The 22271-nt window shown below is 72.9% G+C and carries 22 protein-coding genes and 1 tRNA gene; 11 read left to right on the top strand and 12 right to left on the bottom strand.

Annotated features, from left to right (window positions below):
* Positions 1–138: 138 nt before the first annotated feature.
* Positions 139–2337: a choline BCCT transporter BetT gene (gene betT / locus AXF14_RS05170; RefSeq protein ID WP_211260138.1), complete on the bottom strand. Its 2199-nt coding sequence runs from the start codon at positions 2335–2337 to the stop codon at positions 139–141.
* A 214-nt stretch (positions 2338–2551) separates the two neighbouring features.
* Here betT and AXF14_RS05175 point away from each other — a divergent pair, with 214 nt between their 5' ends.
* The 4 genes from AXF14_RS05175 (at position 2552) to AXF14_RS05185 (ending at position 4296) form a co-directional block, all read left to right on the top strand.
* Positions 2552–3016: a nucleoside deaminase gene (locus tag AXF14_RS05175; protein ID WP_390881960.1), complete on the top strand. Its 465-nt coding sequence runs from the start codon at positions 2552–2554 to the stop codon at positions 3014–3016.
* 119 nt (positions 3017–3135) lie between these two features.
* Positions 3136–3744: a DapH/DapD/GlmU-related protein gene (locus AXF14_RS05180; protein WP_084355373.1), complete on the top strand. Its 609-nt coding sequence runs from the start codon at positions 3136–3138 to the stop codon at positions 3742–3744.
* Positions 3745–3856: 112 nt separating this feature from the next.
* Positions 3857–3945 (top strand) — tRNA-Ser (locus AXF14_RS13590).
* A gap of 150 nt (positions 3946–4095) precedes the next feature.
* The gene (locus AXF14_RS05185) at positions 4096–4296 is read left to right on the top strand and encodes a hypothetical protein (protein ID WP_067941408.1); all 201 of its coding nucleotides are present in this window, start codon (positions 4096–4098) and stop codon (positions 4294–4296) included.
* Between the two features lie 601 nt (positions 4297–4897).
* On the opposite strand, the gene AXF14_RS05190 is transcribed toward AXF14_RS05185, so the two are convergent.
* Complete coding sequence (locus AXF14_RS05190; protein ID WP_067941410.1) at positions 4898–5428, bottom strand: hypothetical protein; 531 nt, start codon at positions 5426–5428, stop codon at positions 4898–4900.
* A 240-nt stretch (positions 5429–5668) separates the two neighbouring features.
* On the opposite strand from AXF14_RS05190, the gene AXF14_RS13595 reads away from it, so the two are divergent.
* A complete protein-coding gene (locus AXF14_RS13595; protein WP_150118427.1) occupies positions 5669–5920 on the top strand; it encodes a hypothetical protein in 252 nt (83 codons plus the stop codon).
* A gap of 152 nt (positions 5921–6072) precedes the next feature.
* Here the strand turns inward: AXF14_RS13595 and AXF14_RS05200 are convergent, their stop codons facing one another.
* The 4 genes from AXF14_RS05200 to hrpB all read right to left on the bottom strand — a co-directional run bounded on the left by AXF14_RS05200 (position 6073) and on the right by hrpB (position 12996).
* Positions 6073–7218 carry an LppP/LprE family lipoprotein gene (locus AXF14_RS05200; RefSeq protein ID WP_067941415.1) on the bottom strand — a complete coding sequence of 382 codons (1146 nt, stop codon included), beginning with the start codon at positions 7216–7218 and terminating at the stop codon, positions 6073–6075.
* Between the two features lie 28 nt (positions 7219–7246).
* The gene (locus AXF14_RS05205) at positions 7247–8380 is read right to left on the bottom strand and encodes an LppP/LprE family lipoprotein (RefSeq protein ID WP_067941417.1); all 1134 of its coding nucleotides are present in this window, start codon (positions 8378–8380) and stop codon (positions 7247–7249) included.
* 143 nt (positions 8381–8523) lie between these two features.
* On the bottom strand, positions 8524–10131 hold the full coding sequence (locus tag AXF14_RS05210; RefSeq protein WP_084355374.1) for an amidohydrolase: 1608 nt from the start codon (positions 10129–10131) through the stop codon (positions 8524–8526).
* Positions 10132–10299: 168 nt separating this feature from the next.
* Positions 10300–12996, bottom strand: coding sequence for an ATP-dependent helicase HrpB (gene hrpB, locus AXF14_RS05215; RefSeq protein ID WP_067941419.1), 2697 nt, complete (start codon positions 12994–12996; stop codon positions 10300–10302).
* Between the two features lie 350 nt (positions 12997–13346).
* On the opposite strand from hrpB, the gene AXF14_RS05220 reads away from it, so the two are divergent.
* The 5 genes from AXF14_RS05220 (at position 13347) to AXF14_RS05240 (ending at position 15867) form a co-directional block, all read left to right on the top strand.
* Positions 13347–13583: a hypothetical protein gene (locus AXF14_RS05220; protein ID WP_067941421.1), complete on the top strand. Its 237-nt coding sequence runs from the start codon at positions 13347–13349 to the stop codon at positions 13581–13583.
* Complete coding sequence (locus tag AXF14_RS05225) at positions 13583–13771, top strand: helix-turn-helix transcriptional regulator (RefSeq protein ID WP_067941423.1); 189 nt, start codon at positions 13583–13585, stop codon at positions 13769–13771. The genes AXF14_RS05220 and AXF14_RS05225 overlap by 1 nt, the downstream gene beginning before the upstream one ends.
* The gene (locus AXF14_RS05230) at positions 13764–14249 is read left to right on the top strand and encodes a hypothetical protein (RefSeq protein WP_067941424.1); all 486 of its coding nucleotides are present in this window, start codon (positions 13764–13766) and stop codon (positions 14247–14249) included. Before AXF14_RS05225 ends, AXF14_RS05230 begins: the two co-directional genes overlap by 8 nt.
* A gap of 108 nt (positions 14250–14357) precedes the next feature.
* A complete protein-coding gene (locus AXF14_RS05235) occupies positions 14358–15092 on the top strand; it encodes a glutamine amidotransferase (protein ID WP_067941427.1) in 735 nt (244 codons plus the stop codon).
* 91 nt (positions 15093–15183) lie between these two features.
* Complete coding sequence (locus tag AXF14_RS05240; RefSeq protein WP_067941429.1) at positions 15184–15867, top strand: SDR family oxidoreductase; 684 nt, start codon at positions 15184–15186, stop codon at positions 15865–15867.
* 163 nt (positions 15868–16030) lie between these two features.
* Here the strand turns inward: AXF14_RS05240 and AXF14_RS05245 are convergent, their stop codons facing one another.
* The 3 genes from AXF14_RS05245 to AXF14_RS05255 all read right to left on the bottom strand — a co-directional run bounded on the left by AXF14_RS05245 (position 16031) and on the right by AXF14_RS05255 (position 18086).
* Positions 16031–16858, bottom strand: a complete 828-nt coding sequence (locus AXF14_RS05245; RefSeq protein WP_067941431.1) for a Sir2 family NAD-dependent protein deacetylase — start codon at positions 16856–16858, stop codon at positions 16031–16033.
* A gap of 17 nt (positions 16859–16875) precedes the next feature.
* The gene (locus tag AXF14_RS05250; protein ID WP_067941433.1) at positions 16876–17613 is read right to left on the bottom strand and encodes a glutamine amidotransferase-related protein; all 738 of its coding nucleotides are present in this window, start codon (positions 17611–17613) and stop codon (positions 16876–16878) included.
* A gap of 131 nt (positions 17614–17744) precedes the next feature.
* Positions 17745–18086 carry a DUF4190 domain-containing protein gene (locus AXF14_RS05255; RefSeq protein WP_067944050.1) on the bottom strand — a complete coding sequence of 114 codons (342 nt, stop codon included), beginning with the start codon at positions 18084–18086 and terminating at the stop codon, positions 17745–17747.
* Between the two features lie 189 nt (positions 18087–18275).
* Between AXF14_RS05255 and AXF14_RS05260 the strand changes: the two genes are divergently transcribed.
* Complete coding sequence (locus AXF14_RS05260; RefSeq protein WP_067941435.1) at positions 18276–19673, top strand: uracil-xanthine permease family protein; 1398 nt, start codon at positions 18276–18278, stop codon at positions 19671–19673.
* A gap of 128 nt (positions 19674–19801) precedes the next feature.
* Here the strand turns inward: AXF14_RS05260 and AXF14_RS05265 are convergent, their stop codons facing one another.
* From AXF14_RS05265 to AXF14_RS13200, 3 genes are all read right to left on the bottom strand, one after another.
* Positions 19802–20416, bottom strand: coding sequence for a LytR C-terminal domain-containing protein (locus AXF14_RS05265; protein WP_067941436.1), 615 nt, complete (start codon positions 20414–20416; stop codon positions 19802–19804).
* Positions 20417–20565: 149 nt separating this feature from the next.
* Positions 20566–20910, bottom strand: coding sequence for a transcriptional regulator (locus AXF14_RS05270; protein ID WP_067941439.1), 345 nt, complete (start codon positions 20908–20910; stop codon positions 20566–20568).
* 69 nt (positions 20911–20979) lie between these two features.
* Positions 20980–21657 carry a TetR/AcrR family transcriptional regulator gene (locus tag AXF14_RS13200; protein ID WP_084355375.1) on the bottom strand — a complete coding sequence of 226 codons (678 nt, stop codon included), beginning with the start codon at positions 21655–21657 and terminating at the stop codon, positions 20980–20982.
* Positions 21658–22271: the final 614 nt, after the last annotated feature.

Below are 22271 nucleotides of genomic sequence, written 5' to 3' on the forward strand. Positions count from 1 at the left end.
GCGCCTCGTACGGTCCCGGGGAGACGACGCGAGCGGGCCTCGCCGGACGGATCCGGGGAGGCCCGCTCGTCAGCGCGGTGGCGCTGGGCGGTCCCACCGAGCGCCGTCGGGAGCCCGACGGCGCTGGGTGGCGGCGCGTCAGTAGCTGACGGACTCGCTCGTGCCGAGGTACTCGAGCCAGCGCTCGTAGTGGTCGAGGACGTCGTGGGCGACCTGGTCCGCGGACCAGTCCAGGACGTCGTAGCCGACGCCGCCGCCCCACGGGCGCACCTCGAGGCGGATCGTCGTGTCGTCGGCCTCGTTGAGGCCCGCGCCGCCGTACTGGGGCGCCGGCGTCTCCACCATGCGCACCACGTAGCGGAAGGCCCGGTGGCCCTGGGAGCGCTCGACGGCGTCGGTCTCGGTCTCGCCGTCACGCGCCTCGTTGTTCGGGTCCGTGACGAGGAGCGTGGCGCGGCCGTGGAAGGTGCGGGTGTCGTCGGGGTCCGCGGCCTCCTCGCCCTCGACGTAGACCTCGGCGTCGAGCTGCTCCTTCTCGAGCTCCGCGGCGACGGCCTGGAGGGCCGGGACGATGCGGTTGTCGAGGGCGCGCTGCGCCTGGGCGGGGCTGACGGAGTCGAAGGTGTGGGCGAGGCGGTCTCGCCAGGAGACGCGGCGCAGGCCCGCGGCGGTGCCGGTGAAGCCGAGCTGGCGGTTGCGCATCGCCTGGGAGCGGGCCAGGTCCCAGCTCGCCTCGGCTCGCAGCGCCTTGGAGAGGCAGTAGCCGATGAGGACGATGATGAAGCTGAAGGGCAGCGCCATGACGAGCGTCGCCTGCTGGAGGATGTTGATGCCTCCGGCGAGCAGCATGGCGATGGTGAGGACGCCGGTGAGGGTCGCCCAGAAGATGCGCAGCCACGGGGCGGCGTCCTCGCGCTCGCCCTTGATGCGGCTGGACAGGTTCGACATGACCAGGGCGCCGGAGTCGGCGGAGGTCACGTAGAAGAGGATGCCGACGAAGAGCGACAGGGCGATGAGGATCTTCGAGCCGGGCAGGTCGCCGAGCATGAGGTAGAGCCCCTGCTCGGGCGTCTTGAGGGTGGTCTCCGCGAAGGACTGGTTGCCGGAGCGGATGAGGTCGATGGCGTTGTTGCCGAAGATCGAGACCCACATGACGACGTAGGTGAAGGGGAGCACGAGGGCGCCGGCGACGAACTGGCGGATCGTGCGGCCGCGGGAGATGCGGGCCAGGAACATGCCGACGAAGGCGCCCCAGGTGATCCACCAGGCCCAGAAGAACAGGGTCCAGGAGTTGAGCCACTGCTCAGGGCGGTCGTAGGCGTAGGTCTCCATCGTCAGGTGCGGGAACTGCGTGACGAAGTCGCCGACCGAGCCGATGAGGGAGTCGATGAGGAAGGCCGTGTTGCCGGTGACGAGGACCCACAGGGCCAGGAGGATCGCGAGCAGCACGTTGAGGTTGGACAGGATGCGCACGCCCTTGTCGACGCCGGAGGTCGCGGAGATCGTCGCCATGACGACGCTCAGCGCGATGAGGCCGATCTGGGCGGCCGTGCCCTGGGGGATGCCGAAGAGGATGTCGAGGGCGACGTTGAGCTGGACGACGCCGACGCCGAGGGAGGACGCGATGCCGAAGACGCCGCCGACGAGCGCGGCGACGTCGACGACGTCACCGACCCAGCCCTCGACGCGGTCGCCGAGGATCGGGCGGAGCGTGGAGCGCACGGCGAGGGCGTCGCGACGGCGGTAGGCGAAGTAGGCCATCGCCATGCCCATGATCGCGTAGACGCCCCAGCCGGAGATCCCGTAGTGGAACATCGTGAGGACGACGGCGTTGCGGGCCGCCTCGATGGTCTCGCCGTCGCCGGTGGGCGGGTTCACGTACTGGGCGACCGGCTCGGCGATCGCGAAGAACATGATGCCGGTGCCGATGCCGGCGGCGAAGAGCATGGCCGCCCAGGAGAAGGTGGAGAAGTCCGGGGTGGAGTTGTCCGGGCCGAGCTTGATGCGCCCGTAGCGGGTGACCGCGAGGAGGACGACGAAGACGAGGGCCGCGGTGAGCAGCAGGATGTAGAAGGAGCCGAACCACTTGCCGGCCCAGGCGACGGAGGCGTCGAAGGCGGACTGGACGGCCTCGGGGTCGAGGAATGCGGCGAGGGCGACGCCGGCGATGATGATCGCCGAGGCGATGAAGACGCCCCAGTTGACGGGCTGGCCGTTGAGCTCCTCCTCGGGCGGGTTCGCCGCGGGGCCGGGCTCGTCGTCGGTCGGTGAGGTGAGGACGGGGCGCTGCGCCGTGGGATCGGCGGAGGCGGCCTTCGGGGTGGGGTGCTGGGTCACCGGGTCACTCCATTCGGTTCCGTGGATCACGTTCAGCCTTGCAGCGCTCGGGAGCGCTGGCAAACGGAAGTGCGGAATCGCGCCGAAGACATGACGTGCTCACCCGCTGGGACTTATGGCCTATCCGTGTGTGCGTGTGCAGTAGAGCACAGTTCCGGCGGGCGGGGTGTGCGGGCTCGCCGGGAGGGCGGCGGGGGCGTGCGAGGCTGGTGCCGTGAGCCTGACCGAGGAGCGCTACGGCGCCGCCATGGACCGGGCCCTCGACCTCGCCCGCGAGGCCGCCGGGCGCGGCGAGGTGCCCGTGGGCGCCGTCGTCCTCGGACCCGACGGCGTCGTCCTCGCCGAGGCCGCCAACGCCCGGGAGGAGCGGCGGGACCCGACGGCGCACGCCGAGGTCCGCGCCCTGCGCGCCGCCGGCGCCGCCCTGGGCGACTCGCACCTGGACGGCTGCACCCTCGTCGTCACTCTCGAGCCGTGCACGATGTGCGCGGGGGCGATCCAGCTCGCGCGCGTCGAGCGCGTGGTGCTCGGGGCGTGGGAGCCGCGCACCGGCGCCTGCGGGAGCGTTCGCGACGTGCTGCGCGACCCTCGCGCCAACCACCGCGTCGAGGTCGTGGCGGGGCTGCGGGCGACCGAGGCCTCGGCCCTGCTCGAGGAGTTCTTCGCCGGGAGGCGGTGAGGGGGCGGGCCGCGCGGGGCGGCCCCGTCCGCGATGGCGCGCGGCCGGCGCCGTGGGAGGTGGAGACGGGGCCTGTCTGCGCCCTGCCCGGCCCACGACGCCGTCGGTAGCCTGCCCGCATGAGCGAAGCGAGTGAGAACGTCGGCGGCCCCGACCTGACCATCGAGGAGTTCCGCGAGATCGCCGCCCGCGGCGAGTCCCTCTCCGGCAACCCCCGGATCCAGGCGTTCATGATCGCCGTCGGGGAGGAGAACCGCCGCCTCGCGGCCAGGCTCAACAGCGAGCCGCTCACCATCGCCGAGCGCAACGAGCTCTTCGCGCAGATCACGGGCGAGCCGGCCCCCGAGGGCCTCATGATCTTCCCTCCCTTCACCACCGACTTCGGGCGCAACACACACGTCGCCGAGGGCGTCTTCCTCAACTCCGGGTGCCGCTTCCAGGACCAGGGCGGCATCCGGGTCGGGGCGCGCAGCCTGCTCGGGCACGACGTCGTCCTCGCGACCCTCAACCACGACCTGTCCGTGGCGCGCCGGGGCGAGACGATCCCGGCGCCAATCCGCATCGGGGAGGACGTGTGGATCGGCGCCAAGGCGGTCGTCCTCGCCGGCGTCACCATCGGCGACGGCGCCGTGGTCGCCGCGGGCTCCGTCGTCACGAAGGACGTCCCCGCGCGGACCGTCGTCGGCGGCGTGCCCGCGAAGGTCATCCGCGAGGTGCCGGAGGACTGAGGGGCGCGACGAGCTGGGGTGGCGACGTCGACCCCGCCGTCGGGCCGTGAGCGAGGTCGCAGCGGGTGCTGATTGGGCGACCGGGCACCGGCCGTGTAACCTCGACCCCCGAGGTAGCGTGTCCGAGCGGCCGAAGGTGCAGATCTCGAAAGTCTGTGTGGTTCATAGCCACCCTGGGTTCGAATCCCAGCGCTACCGCCAGTAAGAACCCCGGTACTCCAACGAAAAGTTGGGTGCCGGGGTTCTTCATGTGTAGCGCGTGGAACCCCGTGGGTACACCGTGGGTGCAGCTCATCGCCTCACCTGTGGAGAACCGACCGCGACGGCGGTTGCGGCGGCTAGCCTCACTGCGTGGCGGTGATGGCCTTCGGGGATGAGAGCGTGCGGTGGACGGGCGTGCCGGAGCCCGACTACCTGCTCGGGGCGTACGTGTGCGAGGAGGATGACGACACGCTCACCGACTCCCTCGCCCACTTCGCGCGCGGCTCGAAGCTGCAGCGCGTTGCTGACTACGGGGGTAGCTGGGATCGTAAGGCTCACGACGCGAAGTGATCGACGACACACCAAGAGAGGATTTCACTGCACTCGGGACTCTCCGCTTCATCTCTTGACTCTGTGGCTGATTATTGAACTCTGTGCGAAATATCGAGAAATCCCTCAGAAAAAGGCGTCACTAAACGCATCGCAAACTCGTAAGGTTTTGCTCGAGGGGGGGGGGGGGCGAAGGGCGCGTGACTTCCCGCTTCCAAGGTGCCAGACTGAATACACCGCGACGGGGTCGTCCCGGCGGTCCGGCAATGCCGGTAAACAAAACTCCAAGGAGTTAATTATGACTACCTACTCGAACAATACCAACGGTTCCAGCAACACGAACGGCGCTTGTAGAAGGTGGTACACGGTTATGAACGTAACCTGCGTCATTCTCTCCACAGCAGCAGCGACAATTTCCGCAACATCAGACGTTGCCCACTGGATTCACTGACCTACGACATTGCTTGGCTGAGTGCCAAATAAACGTGTAATGCTGTTCAGTGATACCTGAATAACCGACGTGGGGTGCACGCCTGGCCAGCCGGCCGGACGCGCACCCCACGTGTGTCCGGGGACGGTGGCGTCGCGCTCGCGGGCCACCAGGGCCCGCGAGCGCGACGGGTCAGTGGGTCGGGTGGTGGCCGGTGAGGATGGTGGCGGGGACGGGGAAGGTGGTGGGGTGCCCGTCGTCGTCGAGGTGGTGGGGGTCGGTGAGGGTGACGGTGGGCTCGCCGGTGTTGGTGACGGCGGTGACCTGGCGCCAGGGGTCGCCGGTCTCGGTGCGGGGCGTGGTGCCGAACAGGTCGATGCGCACGAAGGGACCCTCCAGGGTGGTGCGCTGGGAGCGGACCCAGTCGCCGGGGATGATGTCGAGGTCGGCGGGGTTCAGGAGGGTGGCGGTGGGGACCGTGGTCTCGACGTGGACGTCGACGTCCCAGTCGGTCAGGGTGGTGACGATGGTGCGGGCGGCCGCGAGCGCGTCGGTGTCGGTGGGGTTCGTGATGGTGTGGTGCCACTGTCCCCATGCGGGGACCCAGTTCCAGCCCAGGGTGGTCAGGGTGGTGCGCAGGGTCTCGGGCTCGGTGCCGTAGGGGGTGGGGGTGGTCAGGGTGGTGCCGAGCTGGGGGTCGTGGCTGAGGATGGCGCGGGCCATGGTGGTGGTTCCTCTCGTGAGGGGGTGGAGGGCTTGCCTGGGCGGCTTCCCTCTGACATGTCTAATAACTGGAGGGACACGCCCAAGCCCGTCACCCGGCGTGTGTGCGCGGTGATCGGATCGAGTCCCGCGACGCACGTGGTCGTCGCTGCTGCACCCCTCGGGCAAGGCGTCCGCGAGGAGGCGGCGAGACAACGCTCCCTGGCCACCCTCATCAGCGTCCTAGCCGAGGAGTACGGCGTGACCGCTCTGACGCTCGAGCGCCGCCAGTACGTGCAGGACATGGAGGACCAGACGACGGTCAAGGTGGCCCCCCTCAGCCATGCGATCCCCGAGGGTTTCGAGCTGGTGCACCAATTCGGGCAGGAGGATGCGCGCCTGTGGGTGCCCGACCAGGTGCTCGGAGCTTACGGCGACGCGCTTGCGGGCGACTCTCGCGCCTGGGACCTGCTGGCCCGTCAGGTGCAGATCGAGAGAGTCAACCTCGCCTAGGCAGCGCGAACGCCGGGCCCTATGACCTCACAGGAGCACCGGCGTCTACTTCCCTCACCTACCGCAGTAGGGGGCGGTCCCAAGTATTGTCGTGCCGACTCGAGGTGGTCAAGCATGCGTGCCTGAGGGGCACGGCGTCGTCACCGGAGCCGTCAGAACGTCGTCACGGCGGTCTTGTTCATGAGGAAGCCGTGGCCCGACTTCGTCGACCAGACCGTCACGCCGTTCTCCCTCGAGGCGATGACGAAGTCGCCGTAGTAGACGACGCTGCCGTACGCGACGGTCTGCGCGGTCCCCGACTCGTAGTTGGCCATGAGGTTGTCGCCGCGGCTCTCGATGCTCGCCTCGCCGGTCGTGCCGACCCCGTAGCTCCATTGCGAGATGTTCCCGTTCGGGTCCATGCCGCGCCAGGCGCTCTCGGTGGCGCCGCAGCTCGCCGTCGTCGCCGAGACGTCGCAGGCGATGTTGCCCGAGGGTGTCCGGATGAGAGCGAGCGTGTCCCCGCCGTAGGGGCTCGTGTAGATGCCGGTCGCCTCGGTGGCCTCGCTGGGACGAGCACCGCCCGCGCCCGGGTAGGCGCCGTCGACGGGGGCCGCGGCCGCGGAGGTGCTCGACGATGCCGAGCCGTCGGAGCCCGACGTGAAGGAGGAGGCCGGGTCGGGCAGCGCGTAGGCCGGGTCGGGGAGGTTCCCGGACTGGCTGACGCGCTCCGAGTCGGCGTCCCACGCGTAGCGGAGCGTCGCGTCGGGTGTCGTCTTGGCGAGGTCCTGCTGGCTGCCGGCGTTGATGACGTCGTACTCGATCGTCTTGGAGTCGACCTGGCGGATCTGCCCCAGGATGACGCCGTAGGGCTCGGTCTGCGCCGTCGAGTAGAAGCGGCCCTTATGGAACAGCAGCACGTACTGCGCGGACATGGTGCTGCCGTCCGGCTGGTACAACCGGATCGCCGAGAGGTCGGCGCAGGGGTCGAAGGCCGGGCCGCCGTCGAGCACGGCCCAAGAGTGTGCCGTGAAGAGGTCGTCGTGGATCTTCGCCTTGGCGGCCTCGACCGCCTGGTCCTGGGGAGCGGTGCCGCAGGCCTCGTCGTCGACGCTCGCGGACGCGCTCGCCGAGCCCTCGGTCAGCGGGGCGTTCGACGCAGTCGGAGAGGCCGTCGCGCTCGCGGGCGTCGTCGTAGCGGCCGACGACGGCGCTGCGGCGCCGCTCGTGCTGAAGGACGCGCCGCCGCAGCCGACCAGACCGAGGGCGGCCGTGAGGGCAAGGGTGGACAGGGACAGTGCGGAGCGCGTCGTGCGCATGGGATCGCCTCGGAGGTCTGGGGGTGCGTCAGAAGGTCTCGGTGCCGGAGCGGTTCATGAAGGCCCCGTGCCCGGTCTTGTCGTTCCAGCAGGTCAGGCCGGCCTCCTCGGAGGCGCAGACCCAGTCGCCGGAGTAGACGACCTGGCCGTAGTCGACCGTCATGGCCGAACCGCTCGCGAAGGCGGGCGCGTCGCCGCGGGGCCCGACCTCGGGCACGCCGCCGGAGCCGTTCATACCGTCGAGGTAGATCCACCAGTTCGTGTGCCCCGAGCCGGCGGCGACGCCCTCGGGCTGGTCCTCGATGTAGGACAGGACGCCGCAGCCGTTGTTGCCGACGGTGCTGGAGAAGTCGCAGCCGATGTTGCCGCTCGGGGTGACGATCGCGTCGCCGGAGACCGCGACGGCGCTCGCCGGACGGTCGCCGCCGGCGCCAGCGTAGGCGCCCTCGACCGGGGCGGAGTCGGCGGCCGCCGTCGTGGAGGCGGCACTCGAGGAGCTGGAGGCGGTACTGGGCAGCTCCATCTGCGGGTCGAGGATGTCGCCGGTGCGGACGATGGCCTCCTTGTCCGCGTCCCACGTGTAGGTGGAGGTTGCGGTGGAGGTGCCCTCCGTGCTGCCCGCGTACTGCGGAGTCCCGTAGGTGATCGAGATCGTGCTGTCGTCGACCCGGTCCACCGAGTTGACGCCGTTAACCGGTGCCTGACGGGCGGTCGAGACGAAGGTGCCCTTGTGGAAGAGGAGGACCCAACTGGCCGCCGTCGTCGGCATCTCGGCCTGGTGCAGCTCGACCCAGGACAGGGTCGCGCAGGGGTCGTAGGTGCTCGTCGGGTCGTAGTGCGTGTGGTCCCAGCCGTACACGCCGCCGGTGAAGACCTCCCCGTGGTACTTGATGCTGGGCGCGGCGGAGGCGATGGCTTCCTCCGCGGTCCCGGTGCCGCAGGCCTCGTCGTCGGAGGAGGCGGAGGTGCTCGCGCCGGCCTGCGTGAGCGGGGCGTCGGTGGAGGCGGACGAGGCGGAGGCGCTCGCGGAGGCCGTGGTGCCGGCGGAGGCCGAGGCCGCGCCGGAGCCGGAGGTGGAGCCGGTGCCGCCGCAGCCGGCGAGGGACAGTGCGGCGGCGAGGGCGAGCGACGCCAGGGAACGGGAACGGGCCGTGGGGGTCACGGGCGTGTCCTTTCACGCAAGAGGGATGTCAGGGGCGACCCTAGGCAGTTCCTGTGCGTGCGGGGCGGCGTCGACGATACCGAGACCGACCCGGGATGAAACCGCGATGCGCCCGTGATGACGCGGTTTCGCCGGCGCCGCGCTCAGCGGCGGAAGACGACCTCCCCGCCCAGCACCGTCGCCAGCGGCCGCACTGCCCCCAGCGCCTCGGCGTCGAGCCCCAGCGGGTTCTCGCCCAGCACGACGAGGTCCGCGGTCCCGACGCCCACCGGGCCGGCCCCGTCCACGGAGGATGCCAGCGCCTCCTCCGGCGTGAGTCGCTGCTCCGGGGACCACACCTCACCCGTCGGCGTCACGCGCCCGACCCCGGCGGACATCGCCAGCCACGGGTCCAGCGGCGCCACCGGCGCGTCCGAGCCGAGCTCGAGCGCACCGCCCGCGGCGACCATGTCCGCGAAGGCGTAGGCGCGATCCTTCCGTCCCGGCCAGATCCGGTCCACCATCGCCCAGTCGTCGATGAGGTGCGCCGGCTGCACCGAGAAGTGCGCCCCGCAGGCCACGAGCGTCGCCAGTGCGCCCTCGGGCCCGGCGTCCGCCGGCATGAGCTGCGCGTGCTCGATCCGACCCCGCGCGCCCGAGGCTCGGAAGGCGACCGCGGTGTCCGCGATCGCGGCGTCGCCGATCGAGTGGATCGCCACCTCGTAGCCCGCCTCCCGCGCCCGCGTCATGAGCGCCGTCAGCTCCTCCGGCCCGACGTTCGCGATGCCGTGCGGGTGCTCGCCGCCGACCTCCGCCGGGTAGGGGTCGGCCAGGTGCGCGCTCGCGGTCCCGAGGGAGCCGTCGGCGATGATCTTGAGCGGCCCGCGCGTGACGAGGGGCGTGCCGTCCCCGGCCAGCGGCGTCCCCGGCATCGGGTCCCCGGTGCGCAGGCCCGCCGCGATCGACTCCTCGAGCCGGTCCCGGTACACGGCCGAACGGATGCGCGGCACGGCGACGGCGCGGCCGGCCTCCGCTGTGAGGCGGGTCAGCAGCTCACCCCACGACGACGGCGCCGTCCAGGACATGTCGACCACGCCGATGACGCCGCGGGACAGGGTGTCCGCGAAGAGCGCGCGGTAGCCGGACTCGCGGCCCTCGCGGTTGCCGGGGACCTCGTCGAGGCGGTTGACGACGTCGAACCAGACGTCCTCCCGCACGGGCGCGCCCGGGTCGGCGTCGGTGGCGGCGGGCAGCCCGAGGATCCGCAGCGCCGCGGAGTTGAGCCAGCCGGAGTGGAAGTCGCCGGATGCGAGGACGGTCGGGACGTCGCCGGTGACGGCGTCAAGCTCGGCGACCGTGGGGATCCGCGGCCAGTTCGACAGGCGGTGCCCGCAGGCCTGGATGGTGAGGGGCCGGGTGTCGGCGGCCTCGGCGTCGCGCAGCGCGGTGGCGACGAGGACGAGCGCCTCCTCCGCGGAGCGCGTGGTGGTCGTGTCGATGCGGAAGCGCTGGGCGGCCTCCTGGTCGAGGTGGGCGTGGCCGTCCCACAGACCCGGGATGAGGAAGGCGCCCTCGACGTCGAGGACCTCCGTGCCGTCGCCCGCCGCGGACAGGTCGGGGCTGACCTCGCGGACGACGCCGCCCTCCATCAGCAGGTCGACCGGCTCGCGGACCGCTGGGGCCGGCGTGGTGGTGCCCGAGGCTCGCAGGCGGCTCAGCTCGGCCTGGGAGCGGAAGGGGAGCGGGCGGGCGTGGCGGATGAGCAGGCTCATGGGCGCATTGTCCTCGCGGGGCTCTCCAGGCGCGGAGGCTGTCCACCAGGGCGCCTCAGAACTCGCCTGAGCCGTGGGCGCCGGCCATCGTCGCAGGTCAGGGGTCTGCAGCCCCGGCGGTCGGCGGTGCGATCCGTCCCTGAGGCGCCCTCGTGGACAGGTTCCCCCTCAGCCGCGCTTCTTGGTCCCGCGGATCGCCGGGGCCGTCCACGGGTCCTCCGGCCACGCGTGCTTCGGGTACCGGCCGCGCAGCTCCTTGCGCACGTCCTGGTACGGCCCCGCCCAGAAGGAGCGCAGGTCGTCGGTCACCGCGACGGGCCGCCGCGCCGGGGAGAGCAGGTGGATGAGGACGGGGACGCGGCCGTCGGCCAGGCGCGGCGTGTCCGCCCAGCCGAAGCACTCCTGGACGCGCACCGCCAGCACCGGCCGGTCCAGCGGGCGCCAGCCCTCGCCCGTCTCGTCGAGGTACTCGACGCGCACGTGCGAGCCCGAGGGCACCTCGACCCGCTCCGGCGCCAGCTCGTCGAGGCGCCCCGCCTCCGGCCACGGAAGCAGTGCGCGCAGCGCGGAGAGCAGGTCGAGCCGCGCCAGGTCGAAGCGCTTGGAGCGGTGGGCGGCGGCCTCGACGGCGGGGGCGAGCCACTCGTCGGCGCGCGCCAAGAGCGCGTCGTCGTCCATCGCCGGCCAAGGGTCTCCGAGGGCGTCATGGAGGAGCGCGAGGCGGGCGCGCAGCTCGCCGGGCGCGCGGTGGTCGTCGCCGTCCCACGGGAGGAGGTCCAGGCCGTCCCTCCGGCAGGCGTCGACGACGGCGGCCGCGATGGTCTCCGGCGACGGCGCGCTGATCGGCGTGGCCGTGAGCGTGATGGCGCCGATCGCCCGCACGCGCTCGGCGCGGACGCGCCGGCCCTCCCAGCGGGTGCGCTCCTCCTCGACGAGCCAGGGTGCGCCGACGGCGAGCGCGAGCTCCTCGTCGACGGGCGCGGCGGCCCGGATGAGGGCGTCGGAGCGCCCGGGTGCGCGGTCCACCTCCGCGACGGCGAGCCACTCCGCGGAGGAGAGCGCCGTTCCGCGGGGGAGGTGCAGGCCGGTGCCGCCGACGGTCGCGTAGGTCGCCTCCTCGCCGGGAGTCGGTGCGGGACCGCGTCGACGGGCGATCCACTCCGGGTGGGCCAGCGCCGCGACGAGCCCGACGGTGTCGGCGAGGGTGGTGGGGGCGGGCACCACGTGGCCGGGTGCCGCGCTGGGTGAGTCCGCGCCGCTCGAGCGTCCGATCCCGGTGCCGCCCCGTCCGTGGTCCTTGACGGCCCGCTCGAGCCGCTGCGCCTCCGCCCGCCACGCGCCCGAGGCCGCCCCGCCGTCGCGGACCTGCTGGGCGAGCGCCGTGAGGTCGGAGCCAGGGGCTCGCAGGTCCGCGGTGAGCAGCGCCGTCGCCTCCGCGGCCCGCCGCGCCCCGATACGCTCCGCTGCGGCGAGCAGGGCGCGGGCCTCGCGCACCTCCGCGGGCACCGCGCCGACCGCCCGGCCCAGCGCCGTCACGTCGTCGTCGAGCAGGCCCAGGCCGTTCAGGGTCTCCCGTGCGACCGCCATCGCCGGGGCGGGCGGGTCGTCGATCCACGCCAGCCCGGCGCCGTCGGGGGTGCCCCACACGGCCAGCTCGAGGGCCGTGCGGGTGAGGTCCGCGGAGAGGATCTCGGGCGTCGGCGCCTGCGGGGCGCGCGCCCAGTCCACCGGCGAGCAGCAGCGCAGGACGACGCCCGGCCCCTCGCGCCCGGCGCGGCCGGCCCGCTGGACCCCCGCCGAGCGCGACTCGCCGACCGTCACGAGCCCCGAGATGCCGCGGGCGACGTCGAGGCGCGGCTCGCGGGCCAGCGTCCCGTCGACGACGATCCGCACGCCCGGCACCGTCAGGGAGGACTCGGCGACGTTCGTCGAGACGACGACCCGGCGCCCGCCGGGCGCGCTCGGTCGCAGCGCCGCGTCCTGCGCGCTCGCGGACAGGCGTCCGTGCAGGGGCAGGACGTCGACGGCTCCCGCCCCGGAGGAGGGCAGGGTCGAGCGGAGGCGGGCGACGACGTCGTCGACCTCGCGGGCACCCGGCAGGAAGACGAGGGCGTCCCCGGGGAAGTCGGCTAGCGCCCGCTGGGTGGTGGCGGCGACGTGTGCGAGGAACTCCCGCGGGACGCCGCGCGGGCCCAGGCGCGGGGCGCTCGACGGCGGCTCCGCCCAGACCTCCTCGACGGGGTGCAGGGGTGAGGGGACGTCGAGGACCGGCGCGGCCTCGCCGTCGGGGCCCGCGAGCATGACGGGAAGGCGGGCGAGGTCGAGGGTCGCGGACATGGCGACGAGGACGAGGTCCTTGCGCAGGGCCCGGGCGTCGACGAGGAGGGCGAGGAGGAGGTCGGAGTCCAGCGAGCGCTCGTGGACCTCGTCGAGGACGACCGCGGCGACGCCCGGGAGGTCCGGGTCGTGCTGGAGGCGGCGAAGGAGGAGGCCGGCGGTGACGACCTCGATGCGGGTGGCGCCGGAGACCTTGCGGTCGCCGCGCACGGCGTAGCCGACGGTCCGGCCCACCGGCTCACCGAGGAGCTCGGCGAGGCGGCGGGCGGCGGCGCGGGCGGCCACGCGGCGCGGCTGGGTCACGATGACCCGGCCGGCGGCGCCGCCCGGGGAGACGGCGTCGGCGATGAGCGGTGGGACGAGGGTCGTCTTGCCCGTGCCGGGCGGAGCGGTGACGACGGCGCTGGAGCCGGCGCCGGTGAGCAGCGTGCGCAGCCCGGGCAGGCCCGCGACGACGGGCAGGTTCGGGGGAGCGGTGAGCAGGGCGGCGACCGGGTCGCTGCGGTCCGTGGGCTGCTCGGGGCTCATGGCGGCATTCTGCCCCGGCCGGGTCCGTGCCTCCCCTCCGCCGAGATCGGGACATCCTGACCGCGAGATCGGGACATCTGCGCACCGGGTTCGGTCGGCGGTGGCGTCCATCGGCTGTGGGTGAGGCTCGTGGTCGGTTCTCGCGCATTCTGGTCGAGGTGCTGCACCCGGATGGTGGAAGTCCGCGGTTTCCTGCCCGGCCTGTGACAGGAGGCGCCTTGAAGTTGCGAGAACTGGCCATCCCTCGGAGCGTGATGACAAAAACACTTGACACTCCCGCGCGGTCAAGCACACTGGACATGTCAAGCGAGCCTGACATTGGGCCCGCACCTCAAGGATCGAGGTCTCCCATGTGCTCCTCACGCCGCCTCACCGTCCGCGCCGCCGGGCTCCGCTCCATCGGGATGGCGCTGAGCCTCCTCGTCGTCCTCGTCGCCGCTGGCCCGCTCACGGCGCCGCTCGGCCACGCCCACACCGTCGTCGCCGCGCTCCTCCTCGTCCCCGCCCTCGGCTTCATCGTCGCCGCCAGCGTCGACGACGGCCGCGTCATCGCCCTCAAGCGCGCCGCCACCAACCAGGACCGCTGATGGACAACGACGTCCGCACCCTGCGCGAGGCCAAGGGGCTCACGCAGGCGCAGCTCGGCGAGGCGCTCGGCGTCTCCCGCCAGAGCGTCAACTCCATCGAGAAGGGGAAGTACGACCCCTCCCTCCCCCTCGCCATCGCCATCGCGCGCTTCTTCGAGCGCCCCGTCGAGGAGATCTTCCATGCCTGACACCCTGAACACCGCCGCCGGCACCTCCGCCGACGCCGACTCCACCCAGGTCGCTGCGAATCGCGCCCGCAAGCGGCGCGGCCGGTGGCGCGCCCTCGTCTGCTGCGCCCTCCTGGCCGTCACCTGCTGGGCGGCCGCGCTGACGCTCCCCGTGTCCTCGGAGCAGCACGACTTCCTCGTCGGCGTCGCCGCCGGCGCCGGCGTCATGACCCTCGCCTTCGGGGTCGTCCTTTTGCTCGGCCTGCGTGGGCGCGACGGCGCGCTCCCTCGGATGATGACCGGCGAGATCGACGAGCGCGACAAGGCCGTCTGGCTGCGCGCCTGGCAGGCCACGGGCATGGCCGCCTTCGCGGGGGTGCTCCTTGGCGAGGTCGCGATCGTCCTCGGTGCGCCCGCCCAGGCGCCGCTCGCGATCCTGTCCTTCGTCCTCGTGATCGTCCTCTACGGCTCGCACGCGGTCATCGACCGCCGCATGTGACGGCGGGCGCCGCCGTCGGCCCGGACCGCCGACCACCGCGGCGTCGCGCGACCGCCCGCCCACCGGACCGCGCGCGCCCCGCCGCCGCCCGCCGATAGGCTCCCCGTCATGAAGCCCTTCCTCCTCCTGGCCACGCGCGACGACGACGGCCCCGCCGACGCCGAGTACGAGGCCTTCCTCCTGCGCACCGGCCTCGACGAGCGCGACCTCGTCCGCCACCGCCTCGAGGCCGAGCCCATGCCGGAGATCGACCTCGACGACTGGTCCGGGATCATGGTGGGCGGCTCCCCCTTCAACACGACCACCCCGCAGCACGAGAAGTCGGACGTGCAGCTCCGCGTCGAGGCGGAGTTCAACGCCCTGCTCGACCGCGTCGTCGCCGAGGACTTCCCCTTCCTCGGCGCCTGCTACGGCATCGGCACCCTCGCCCGCCACCAGGGCGCCACCATCGACGACCTCTACGCCGAGGAGGTCGACGCCCCCGAGATCACGCTGACCCCGGAGGGGCGCGCCGACCCGCTGTGCGAGGGCATGTCCTCGCCCTTCCGCGCCTTCGTCGCTCACAACGACGCCATCAGCGTCCCGCCGCCGCACGCCGTCATCCTCGCCTCCTCCAAGGACTGCCCGGTCCAGATGCTGCGCATCAAGCGGAACCTCTACGCGACGCAGTTCCACCCCGAGCTCGACGGCGAGGCCTTCGCCCACCGTCAGGCCTTCTACGCGGATCACGGCTACTTCTCGCCGGAGGAGCTGCCGCAGGTGCAGGCGTGGACGCGCGCGCAGGACGTCTCCCAGTCCTGGGCGGTGCTGCGCAACTTCGCCGGGATCTACGGGCGCGACTGAGCGCGGGCGCAGGCCGACGTCGGCCACGGGAATGCCCGGCGGCGCCGGCCCGTTGCCCTGACGGACGCACAAGCAACCGGGAGGGTCCCTCATGTCCCGCATCGTCATCATCGGCGGCCACGGCAAGGTCGCGCTCCTGCTCGCCCCGATCCTCCGCGACGCCGGCCACACGGTCGTCTCCCTCATCCGCGACGCCGACCAGGCCCCCGATATCGCCGCCGTCGGCGCCGAGCCCCTTGTCGTCTCCGTCGAGGACGCCACCCAGCAGGACATCACGGCCGCGCTCATGGGCGCCGACGCCGTCGTCTGGTCCGCCGGTGCGGGTGGCAAGGGCGGCCCGGACCGCACCGACGCCGTCGACCGCCAGGCGGCGATCCGCTCCATGGCCGCGGCCGCCGACGCCGGGGTCAAGCGCTACGTCATGGTCTCCTGGGCCGGCTCCTACGGCGACAAGCCCGTCCCCGAGGACAACGGCCTGTACAACTACGCGATGGCCAAGCTCGACGCCGACAAGCACCTCGTGGGCACGGACCTGGACTGGACGATCGTCGGCCCGGGCACCCTCACCCTGGACGAGCCCTCCGGCGAGATCGAGGTGACCCGCGAGGTCGGCACCGCCGGCGCCCCGACGTCGCGCGCCAACGTCGCCCAGGTCATCGCGGCCGTCCTCGCCGACGACGCCACGATCCACCGCGTCATCCCCTTCAAGGACGGCTCGACGCCGATCGCCGAGGCCGTCCACGACGTCCCCGAGGAGTACGCGGACCTCGACTGAGACCCATCCTCGCGCTGAGTTCGGTCAGTCGGCCCGCTGAGCTCGGGCGGTTCTCCCCAGCCCCGGGGAGGATCGCCCGATCTCGTGGTCAGGACGTCCCGATCTCGCGGAGTCGTGGACGACCGGGCTCAGCGAAGGGGGTGCGGGTGGGACGCGCGGGGGCTCAGCCCAGCAGGGCGTCGGCGACGGGGCCGAGGACCTCGCTCGTGCCGCCCTCGACGCGCACGTCCGCGATCCCGTCGACGGCGGTGCGACCGCGGTTGACGACGACGAGCTGCGCGCCGCGCGCCATCGCCTGGCGCACCACCCACAGCCCGGTGAGCACCGCGAGGCTCGTCCCGGCCACGAGGACGACGTCGCAGTCCTCCGCGGCCTCCATGGCGCCGTCCATCGCGGGCGGCAGGGACTCGCCGAAGAAGACGATGTCCGGCTTGAGCATCCCGCCGCAGGACTCGCACGCGGGCGGCTCGAAGACGCAGGACTCCGCCGCGGCGCGGTCGGCCTCCGGGGTGATCGCGACCTTCCGCGGGTCCGTCTCGACGGGGTAGCCGGGGTTGGCGGCGCGCAGGCGCTCGTCGACCTCCGCGCGCGGGACGACGCGCTCGCACTCGAGACAGACGACGCGGTCGTAGGCGCCGTGCAGCTCCCACACCGTCCGCTGCCCGGCGAGCGAGTGGAGACGGTCGACGTTCTGCGTGGCGACGCCGGTGACGAGCCCGGCGTCCTCGAGGCGCGCGAGCGCGCGGTGCCCGGGCGTCGGCGCCAGGCCCTCGAGCAGGCGCCAGGTCGCGTGGTTGCGGGCCCACACCCACCGGTACCAGAGCGGGTCGGAGACGAAGCGCTCCAGGTCGACCGGCTCGGTCGGAGTCGAGCCGGTGCCGCGGTAGTCGGGGATGCCGGAGTCCGTCGAGATCCCGGCGCCGGTGACGGCGAGCGTGCGCCGCACCGCCATGACCTCCCGGACCGCCTCGACGGCGTCGTCGAGCTCCATCGCCTGCGTCCGCCGCCTCAGTCCTGGGCGAAGCGCTCGACGAAGTTGCGGACGATCCGCCCGGCGACGTTCCCGCCGCTCAGGCGCGCCTCGCTGAGCACGAGCTCGAGCTGGCCGGGGTCGCCGTAGCCGGCGTCGAGGTAGGCGGAGATGCGCTGGGTGACGTGGTCGGCGTCGAGCTCGGGGTTGAACTGCGTGCCGTAGAGGCGCTCGCCGACGCGGAGCATCTGCACGGGGCAGTCCGGGGAGCTCGCGAGGAGCACGGAGTGCTCGGGGACGGCGACGGCGCCCTCATGGTGCCCGACGAAGACCGTGAAGGTCTCGGGGAGCCCGGCCAGGACCGGGTCCCTGCGGCCCTCCTCGGTGACGAAGAGGTCCGCCGCGCCGAGGTCCTCGCCGAAGTCGGTCGAGGTGGCCGTGCCGAGGTGGTTCGCGAGGACCTCGAGGCCGAAGCCGGTCGCGAGGACGGGCACCCCGTCCTTGAGGGCCGTGGCGAGCAGCTCGCCGACCTCCTCCTCGACCCTCACCTGGGTGCGGGTCTTGGCGTCGAAGGGCGTGGAGGCGTTGTACGGGCTGCCGCCGATGATGACGCCGGAGACGGCCTGCGGGTCGAAGGCGTCCGCGAGGTCGACCTCCTCCAGCATGACGTGCGTCAGCTGCTCGGGCTCCAGCCCGCCGTGGGCGCGGAAGGACTCGTACTCGTTCTCCGCGGCCTCGATCTCGGGCCGGGTCGACACCATGATGAAGGGCTTCACGGCGTCACCTTACGGCGCGGCCGCGTCGCGCGGGTGCCATCGACCGGGGATCGGTCCGGGATCCCGCCCGACGACGGACGCCGCCCGGGCGCGCGGGTACCGCCGTCGACGGCACCGCCACCGTCGGCGTCTCAGCGGGTCGCGTAGCTGATGAGCCACCAGGCCCACAGCCAGGCGGCGGTCGCCGCGCTCCCGACGACGACGCCCGTCCACGCCTGCGTCAGTCCCGTGTCCCACGAGCGCCGCAGCCGCCGCAGCGCCCACGCGCCGGTTCCGGCCGCGATCACCCCGACACCCGGGATGAAGGAGAGCAGGGCTGTGACGAGTGCGACGGCGGCGACCGGGTCCGTCCGCGGGACGGGCGCGTTGTAGCCGGGGCGCCCGAAGACGAGCGAGGGGTCGAGGCTCTCGGTGCCCGGGAAGGGCTCCGGGGTGCCGCTGCCCTCGCGGGGCCGTCCGCTCGTCGTGCTCATGGGGCTCATGCTGCCCGATCCTGCCCGGGAGTGGCCGGTGCCGCATCGTCCCGGCGGATGATCGAAATACGCTCGTCTTACACTGGGATCCCGGCAGGGCCGCCGGGTCCTGCCGCGCCACCGCGTCGGTGCACCGGTCGATCAGACCGCCCGACGCCGTCGGCGCCCCCCTCCCCGACAGGAGCACCTGTGCCCTCCACCTCTCCCGCACGCCTCCGCGGCTGGCGCCTCCACGGCGACGGGAAGTCGATCGCCCCCGGTGAGGTCGTCACCCCCGGCGAGCGCCTCACCTGGCCCCGCACCATCGGCATCGGCGTCCAGCACGTCGTCGCCATGTTCGGCGCGACCTTCCTCGTCCCGCTGCTCACCGGCTTCGAGCCCTCCACGACCCTCTTCTTCACGGGCCTGGGCACGCTCCTCTTCATCGCCATCACCGCGGGCCGCCTGCCCTCCTACCTCGGCAGCTCCTTCGCCCTCATCGCCCCCATCGGCGCGGTCACCGGCTACGTCGCCGGCGGCGGCACGGCCATCGACCCGCACCTGGCCTCGCTCGCGCAGGGCGGCGTCATCTTCGCGGGCGCCTCGCTGCTCGTCGTCGGCGTCATCGTCCACTTCGCCGGCGCGGGCTGGATCGACCGCCTCATGCCGCCCATCGTCACCGGCGCGATCGTCTCGCTCATCGGCTTCAACCTGGCGCCCTCGGCGTGGAACAACGTCAAGTCCGCGCCCGTGACGGCCCTCGTCACGATCATCTCGATCCTGCTCATCACGGTCCTGTTCAAGGGCATCATCGGGCGTCTCGCGATCCTCATCGGCGTCCTCATCGGCTACGCCACCGCCTGCGTGCGCGGCGAGGTCGACTTCTCCGCGATCAGCCACGCCGCCTGGGTCGGCGCCCCCGCCTTCCGCGCCCCGGCCTTCGACGTGAGCCTGCTCGGCCTCTTCGTGCCGGTGGTCCTCGTGCTCGTCGCCGAGAACATCGGGCACGTCAAGTCCGTCTCCGCGATGACCGGCGAGAACCTCGACGACGTCACCGGCCGGGCCCTCTTCTCCGACGGCCTGTCCACCATGCTCGCCGGCGCGGGCGGCGGGTCGGGCACGACCACCTACGCGGAGAACATCGGCGTCATGGCCGCGACCCGCGTCTACTCGACGGCCGCCTACGTCGTCGCCGCCGTCACCGCGCTCATCCTGTCGATGCTGCCGAAGTTCGGGGAGGTCATCGCGACGATCCCCGCGGGCGTCCTCGGCGGCGCGGCCACGATCCTCTACGGCATGATCGGCATGCTCGGCGTGCGCATCTGGGTGCAGAACCGCGTCGACTTCTCCGACCCGGTCAACCTCAACACGGCCGCCGTTGCCATGGTCGTCGCCATCGCCGACTACACGTGGCACTGGGGCCAGATGACCTTCACCGGCATCGCGCTGGGCTCCGTCGCCGCGATCGCGATCTACCACGCGATGCGCTGGATCTCCCGCGTGCGCGGCACGAACCTCGAGGAGGCCTCCCCGGCGTCGGCGCCTGCGGGCACCGAGCTCGAGGGGCCGGCCTACTCGCGTCGCGCCCGCCGCTCCCAGGAGGGCTGAGCGAACCCCGCTCGGCGCTGGTCGACCGTCAATGCGCCGCTCGACCGCCTGATCTCTGGAAATCAGACGGTCGAGGAAGGCATAGACGGTCGACCACGGGGACGACCGGAGGGGCCGGGCTCAGCGGGTCACTTAGCGGTGGCGCTCGCCGTGGCGGCGACGCAGCCGACCGGGGACTTGATGGCCGTGCCGGCCTTGAGCTTGGCGATCTCGTCCTCGGCGAGGATGCCCTGCTTGTAGGAGCCGCCCAGGACGACGCTCACGGTGGCGTCGCCGGCGTCCACCGAGCTGTCGAGCTGGACGCGGACGGTGCCCGTGAAGAGCTGGGCGAGCGTGTAGGCGTTGACGAGGCCCGCCTGGGAGGTGGCGATGAGGACGTCGCCGTCGTAGGAGCCCTTGGGCCAGTCGGCGGTCGCGGTGACCTGGACGCCCGCGTCGGAGAGGACACCGGCGACGCCGCCCGCGAGGCCCGTGGTGTCCGTGCCGTTGTAGACGTTCGCCTTGACGCTGGACAGCTCGACGGTCTTCGCGTCCGTGGGCGGGCAGACCTGCGGCTCGACCGTGGCCGTGGGGGCGGCCGTCGCGAAGCCGGGCTCGTAGGGCGCGGGCACCATACCGGTCCAGATCGCGAGGCACACGATCGTCAGGATGGCCATGACGGCGAGGATGCCGCCGATGACCGTCGTCTGGCGGTGCTGGAGCCGACGGCGGTACTCGTCGCGGGAGTCTGCGGGGGAGGTCACCCGCCCAGGTTAGTGGACGACGGCCCCTGCGGCGCTGAGGCCGGGGCGTCCGGAGCGGCTCGCTGGACCGCTCGGCCCGCGGCGCCGGCGCCCGATCGCGGCAGCAGGAACGGGGCCGTGCGGCGCCGGTCGGCGCCGCCGACGGGAGCTCAGGGGGCCGGCGGGGGAGGCGGCGGCGCGAGGAGGGCGCGGCCGTCGTCGTCGAGCTCGAGGACGCGGGCGTGGATGGAGGTGCGGCCCTGGAGGGCCGAGCGCAGCGCGCGGTGCAGCCCGGTCTCGAGGTAGAGCTCGCCGCGCCACAGCACGACGTGGGCGAAGAGGTCCCCGTAGAAGGTGGAGTCGTCGTCGAGGAGGTTGCGCAGGTCGAGGACGGCTCGCGTCGTCGTGAGCTGGTTGAGCCGCACCTGCCGAGGTGCGACGGCCGACCAGGCGCGCTGGTCCACGACCCCGTGCTCGGGGTACGGGGCGGACTCGCCGACGGCCTTGAAGATCACGCTGACATGGTAGCGGGCGGGTCCGACGCGCCCGCGGGGCGTCTCGGCCCGGTCCCGGGCGCCCGCCTCTCAGCGGTGCTGGGTGAGGGGGCCCGTGAGGTAGTGCTGGATGGTGGGGCCGACGGTCTCGACGAGACGGTCGATGCTCGCCGAGGCAATGGGCTCGAGCCGGAAGACGTAGCGGACCATCGCCAGGCCGACGAGCTGGGAGCCCGCCAGGGTGGCGCGCTCGCGGGCCACCTCCGCCGTCATGCCGGTCTGTTGGCCGAGGGCGGCGGCGATGGGCTCGGCGAGCTGCTGGGTCGCGTAGTCCTGGATGGCCTCCGGGGCGCCGTCGTCGGTGGCGATCCAGCGCAGGAGCGCGCGGAAGGTGGCGCCGCCCGCGGAGTCGTCCCACGCCGTCATCGACAGGTGCACGAGGCGCGGGCCGGCGGTGCGCAGGTCGCCCTCGAGGAGGTGGGAGATCTCCTCGCTGGCGCGGATGCGGAGGTTCATGGAGGCGCCGAAGAGGTCGCCCTTGGAACCGAAGTAGTAGGAGACGAGGGCGGGGTCGACACCGGCCGCCCGGGCGACGCCGCGGATCGTCGTGCGCGCGAAGCCCTGCGCGAGGAAGGAGGACCGGGCGGCCCCGAGGATGGCCTCCTGGGTGGGGCTGAGCGAGTCGTCGTCGCCGTGGTGCGCGCGACCGGGGCGGGGGCCCCGACGCCGGTGCGCGTCCTCGGTCGTGGCGTGGTCCGTGCTCGTCATGCCTCGAGGCTAGGCCGGGCCGATGACGCGTCCCGGGTCCGACGTGGTGGGCGGCGGGGGTAGTGCTGAGGGCGTCCCCGCGCGCGGCCCGGAACCCTGCCGGACGGGCCCCGCGGCAGGGGGTGCCGGCCCGGTTCGTCGGGGGATGGGCGGCCCGGCCCGGCACGGCGTGATTGCGAAAGTCGATGGGCGCAATATTCAACGCCGTTCAGTCAGGTGGCGGACCGGCGTGGGTGCTGCCGAGGTTTCCCCTGGTATCGCAGGACAAAACCTCTGGGACTGAGGTCCTGGATCGCGGCTATTTCAACACCGTTGAAGGTCCGAGGAGCCTGCCGTTAGCGTCCGCAGCGACCCCGGAGGAGTACCGACCGCGATCGCCGGGGTCGAGAGGTTGAACGATGAGCGACACCCGGTCCGCCCAGTCCCCGACGTCCCCTGTGCCCGCTGCGCCCGGCACCGCTTCCGGCGCCGTGCCCGCCCCCTCTGCGTCTGGCGCCGTGCCCGCCCCCTCTGCGTCTGGCGCCGTGCCCGCCCCCTCTGCGTCTGGCGCCGTGCCCGCCCCAGCCACGACTCCGTCCCTCCTCGCCGTCCCCCTCGGTATGCCCTCCATGCCC

Origin of the sequence: Actinomyces radicidentis (assembly GCF_001553565.1) — a bacterium.
Classification (GTDB): domain Bacteria; phylum Actinomycetota; class Actinomycetes; order Actinomycetales; family Actinomycetaceae; genus Actinomyces; species Actinomyces radicidentis.

Excerpts from the sequence above, each read along its gene's own strand:
- AXF14_RS05235 (WP_067941427.1), top strand. The coding sequence starts at position 14,358 with ATGAAGCCCTTCCTCCTCCTGGCCACGCGCGACGACGACGGCCCCGCC.
- AXF14_RS05200 (WP_067941415.1), bottom strand. The coding sequence starts at position 7,218 with ATGCGCACGACGCGCTCCGCACTGTCCCTGTCCACCCTTGCCCTCACG.
- AXF14_RS05245 (WP_067941431.1), bottom strand. The coding sequence starts at position 16,858 with ATGGAGCTCGACGACGCCGTCGAGGCGGTCCGGGAGGTCATGGCGGTG.
- AXF14_RS05220 (WP_067941421.1), top strand. The coding sequence starts at position 13,347 with ATGTGCTCCTCACGCCGCCTCACCGTCCGCGCCGCCGGGCTCCGCTCC.
- hrpB (WP_067941419.1), bottom strand. The coding sequence starts at position 12,996 with ATGAGCCCCGAGCAGCCCACGGACCGCAGCGACCCGGTCGCCGCCCTG.
- AXF14_RS05190 (WP_067941410.1), bottom strand. The coding sequence starts at position 5,428 with ATGGCCCGCGCCATCCTCAGCCACGACCCCCAGCTCGGCACCACCCTG.
- AXF14_RS05180 (WP_084355373.1), top strand. The coding sequence starts at position 3,136 with ATGAGCGAAGCGAGTGAGAACGTCGGCGGCCCCGACCTGACCATCGAG.
- AXF14_RS13200 (WP_084355375.1), bottom strand. The coding sequence starts at position 21,657 with ATGACGAGCACGGACCACGCCACGACCGAGGACGCGCACCGGCGTCGG.
- AXF14_RS05240 (WP_067941429.1), top strand. The coding sequence starts at position 15,184 with ATGTCCCGCATCGTCATCATCGGCGGCCACGGCAAGGTCGCGCTCCTG.
- AXF14_RS05255 (WP_067944050.1), bottom strand. The coding sequence starts at position 18,086 with ATGAGCACGACGAGCGGACGGCCCCGCGAGGGCAGCGGCACCCCGGAG.
- AXF14_RS05225 (WP_067941423.1), top strand. The coding sequence starts at position 13,583 with ATGGACAACGACGTCCGCACCCTGCGCGAGGCCAAGGGGCTCACGCAG.
- AXF14_RS05210 (WP_084355374.1), bottom strand. The coding sequence starts at position 10,131 with ATGAGCCTGCTCATCCGCCACGCCCGCCCGCTCCCCTTCCGCTCCCAG.
- AXF14_RS05230 (WP_067941424.1), top strand. The coding sequence starts at position 13,764 with ATGCCTGACACCCTGAACACCGCCGCCGGCACCTCCGCCGACGCCGAC.